The organism is Geminicoccus flavidas, assembly GCF_009806515.1.
Taxonomy (GTDB): Bacteria; Pseudomonadota; Alphaproteobacteria; order Geminicoccales; family Geminicoccaceae; genus Geminicoccus; species Geminicoccus flavidus.
In genome coordinates this window covers 1-3,518 of record NZ_WUJP01000813.1, presented here as the reverse complement: position 1 = coordinate 3,518, position 3,518 = coordinate 1, and the positions used below count along the sequence as shown (strand labels likewise).

Annotated in this window: 5 protein-coding genes; 2 read left to right on the top strand and 3 right to left on the bottom strand. The window is 68.9% G+C overall.

Annotated elements, in window-relative coordinates:
* Positions 1–292: DNA-directed RNA polymerase subunit omega (rpoZ, locus tag EQG76_RS23380; RefSeq protein WP_159716780.1), on the bottom strand; the 292-nt coding region annotated here is incomplete at its 3' end.
* 279 nt (positions 293–571) lie between these two features.
* Between rpoZ and EQG76_RS23375 the strand changes: the two genes are divergently transcribed.
* Together EQG76_RS23375 and EQG76_RS23370 are read left to right on the top strand one after the other, a co-directional pair.
* Positions 572–1,195 (top strand): LabA-like NYN domain-containing protein, encoded by a 624-nt coding sequence (locus EQG76_RS23375; protein ID WP_159716778.1) that lies wholly within the window; start codon positions 572–574, stop codon positions 1,193–1,195.
* A 113-nt stretch (positions 1,196–1,308) separates the two neighbouring features.
* Positions 1,309–1,854, top strand: a complete 546-nt coding sequence (locus EQG76_RS23370; protein ID WP_321573501.1) for a uracil-DNA glycosylase — start codon at positions 1,309–1,311, stop codon at positions 1,852–1,854.
* Here the strand turns inward: EQG76_RS23370 and EQG76_RS23365 are convergent.
* A complete protein-coding gene (locus tag EQG76_RS23365) occupies positions 1,832–2,752 on the bottom strand; it encodes an alpha/beta fold hydrolase (protein WP_159716776.1) in 921 nt (306 codons plus the stop codon). The genes EQG76_RS23370 and EQG76_RS23365 overlap by 23 nt on opposite strands.
* The coding region (locus EQG76_RS23360) for a threonine ammonia-lyase (protein ID WP_159716774.1) at positions 2,749–3,518 on the bottom strand (770 nt) is incomplete at its 5' end. The genes EQG76_RS23360 and EQG76_RS23365, both read right to left, overlap by 4 nt.

Below are 3,518 nucleotides of genomic sequence, written 5' to 3'. Positions count from 1 at the left end.
GATCCGGGGCGGGCATGAGGGCGTCCAGCTCATCCTGCAGGCTTTCCGGCTCCTCGCTGCCGACCTCGGCATGGCGGCGCAGCCCGTGGATCATCTCGTAGCGCAGATGGTCCAGGTCGATCTTGTCCTCGGCGATCTCGCGCAAGGCGACCACCGGGTTCTTGTCGTTATCGCGATCCAGGTTGAGTGCGGCACCAGCCGAGATGTCGCGTGCCCGCTGGGCAGCGAGCATGACGAGCTCGAACCGGCTCGGGACGCGCTCGACGCAGTCCTCGACGGTGATGCGGGCCATGAAGAAACTCCGGAGTAAACCACAAGACGTCTGCCCGTCATGTAGTGCATCGCGCGCCGGTCTGCAAACCAGCCGTGTGACGGCGCGACCACAGGCCAGCCCCGGGGCGGCGCTGGATGGCTGCCGCCCCGCCAGCGCCTCCGGCGTGCAACCGCCGGGTGACCAGAGGGGTGCATCCTGGTCGCAGGGCGATTGCCCGACCGAAAGAGTCGCTCTACACCGGCTTCTTCCGTCGCCCGGCGGAGAATACCAACAACGAACTGAATTCGGAGCGGCCCGATGGGGCTCCTGCCCTCTGACATCCTTCACCCCGACGATCGAACCTCGCTGTTCATCGACGGGGCCAATCTGTATCAAGCAGCCCGCGCTCTTGCTTTCGATATCGATTACAAGAGATTGCTCAGGACTTTCAACCTGTCCTGCCGGTTCATCAGGGCCTACTACTATACCGCTCTCCTGGACGAGCAAGAATACTCGCCGATTCGACCGCTGGTCGACTGGCTCGACTACAACGGCTACACGATGGTGACCAAGCCGTTGAAGGAGTACACCCAGAGCACCGGTCGGCGGAAGTTCAAGGGCAACATGGATGTCGACATCGCGGTCGACATCATGGAGCAGTCGCACTTCCTGGACCACATCGTCCTGATCTCCGGCGACGGCGATTTCCGGCGGCTGGTGGACGCGGTGCAGCGCCGGGGCAAGCGGGTCACGGTGATCTCGACCATCAAGATCCAGCCGCCGCTGATCGCTGACGAGCTGCGCCGCCAGGCCGATTTCTTCGTCGATCTGGCCGACCTGATGCCGCTGATCGCCCGCGAGACGCCGCGTCCGATGGTGTCGAGCGACCTGGAAGGCGACCTCACGGAGGACGAGGAAGACGACGAGCAGGTCGGCACCTGACCAGCTTGCCTACCCGACGGGCAGAGCCTTCGCCGGACTGCCCGCTCTGTCCCCGCCTGGCGGCGTTCCGGGCCGCCAACCGGACGAGGTTCCCTGGCTGGCACCATGCGCCGGTGCCCTCGTTCGGCCAAGCGGATGCGCGCGTCCTGATCGTCGGGCTGGCTCCGGGGCTGCGCGGGGCCAACCGGACCGGGCGGCCGTTCACCGGCGACTTCGCCGGCGACGTCCTCTATGCGGCACTGGCGGCGCACGGCCTTGCCAGCGGCACCTATCGGGCAGATCCCGCAGACGGCTTCACCCTGGTCGACACCAGAGTGACCAATGCCGCGCGCTGCGTGCCGCCGGAGAACAAGCCCACGCCCGCGGAGGTCGCCACCTGCCGGCGCTTCCTCGAGGATGAACTCCTGACAGCACTCCGGCCGCGGGTGGTGCTGACGCTCGGCCGGATCGCGCATGAATCGGTGGTGCGGGCATTCGGGCGCAAGCTCAAGGAGCTGCCCTTCGTCCATGGCCTGGTCCAGCCGGTCGATGAGGTGACCAGTCTCGTCTCCAGCTACCACACCTCGCGCTACAACGTGCAGACTGGGCTGCTCACGCCGGCGATGGTAGACGAGGTCATCGGCACCGTGGCCAGGCTCAGGGCGGCTGCAGCCGGCTGAACCACGCGTCGAAGCGCGCCCAGAAGGCCTGGCGCAGCGCCGGCCGCTCGATCAGGATCTCGTGGCGCGCCCCGGCGATCCGCAGGAGTTCGGCCCGTGGCAGCAGGGCCGCCGCGCGCAGGATGGCACGCGGGTCGACCACCTGTTCCTCGTCGCCCAGCGCTAGGAGGACCGGGCAGTCGATCTGCCGCAGGAAGGCCGGCTGCCGGGAGATCGCGATCGAGCGCAGGGCGGCTCGGACCCAGGCGAAGGTCGGCCCGCCCAAGCCCAGCTCCGGATCGGCATCGAGCAGCGCCCGATAGGCTGCGTAGCTCTCCTCGCAGCTCGTGAGCACGTTGCCGGCGAAGTCGTGGTAGACATAGGGCTTCGGTCCCTGGCCGAAGGCATAGTCCCGGCTCCGCCCGCCCGCGCACATGGCCTGGACCAGCCCCACCGCGACGGCCGGCGGGATGCCGGCAAAGCGCATGCCCAGCATCGGTGCCGACATGGCAGCACCCGCGAATGCGCCCGGGTGGTCGTGGAGGAAGCGCAGGCCCACCTGACCGCCCGTGGAATGGGCGAGCATCAACCGTGGGGCCGGCAGGGCCAGCCGGTCGACCAGTGCCATGATCGCCCTGAGGTCCGCCAGATAGTCGTCGAAGCTCTCGACATGGCCCTTGCTGCGATCCGGCAGCAGCCGGTCCGACAGGCCCTGGCCGCGCCAGTCGAAGGCCGCAACGTCGAAGCGCCGCTCCTGCAACTCCTCCACCACGCCCAGATACTTTTCGACGAACTCGGTGCGGCCGTTGCAGATCACGACCGTCCCGCGCCGCTGGCCGTCGCTGCGCCAGGTGACGCAGCGCAGGCGCAGGCCCCCGACCGTCGGCCAGTCGACCCGGGTCTCGCGCTGTTCGCTCAAGCCTCGGCGCTCTCGTCCAGCATCTCGGCGAACAGGCTGGCATCGACATTGCCGCCCGAAAGGACCACCACCACGGTCCGGTCGCGCACCGGCACGGCCCCCGCCAGCACGGCCGCGAGGCCCACGGCACCACCCGGCTCGACCACGAGCTTCAGGTAGCGGAACGCCGTCCGCATCGCGGCGCGGACCGCCTGGTCGTCGGCGATCGAACCGCCGGCAAGGCGCCGGCGGTTGACCTGGAAGGTCAGCTCACCCGGGATCTTGGCCATCAGCGCGTCGCAGATCGTGGCCCCGCTATCGGGGCGAGCGGTCCGCTTGCCTGCTGCCAGCGAGCGGGCATGGTCGTCGAAGCCCGCTGGCTCGGCGGTCATGATCGCCGTTGCCGGCAGGCTCGCCTGGATGGCAGTGGCCACGCCCGCCGCCAATCCGCCGCCGCTGGCCGGGACCAGCACGCAGTGCGGCCGGATGTCCCGGGCCAGGCAGTCCTGCGCGATCTCGAGCCCGACCGTGCCCTGGCCCGCCATGACCAGCGGGTCGTCATAGGGGCGGACCAGCACCGCCCTCTGGTCCCGGGCAATGCCTGCCCCGATCGCCTCACGGTCCTCGTTCCACCGGTCGTAGGTGACCACGGTGGCGCCATAGGCCCGGGTGTTGTCGAGCTTGGTGCGCGGGGCGTCCGCCGGCATGATGATGGTCGCCGGCACGCCCAGAATCTGTGCGGCATGGGCCACGCCCTGGGCATGGTTGCCGGACGAGAACGCCACCA

What these genes read in the sequence shown, in the direction of transcription:
- EQG76_RS23375 (WP_159716778.1), top strand. Translation starts at nt 572, where the DNA reads ATGGGGCTCCTGCCCTCTGACATCCTTCACCCCGACGATCGAACCTCG.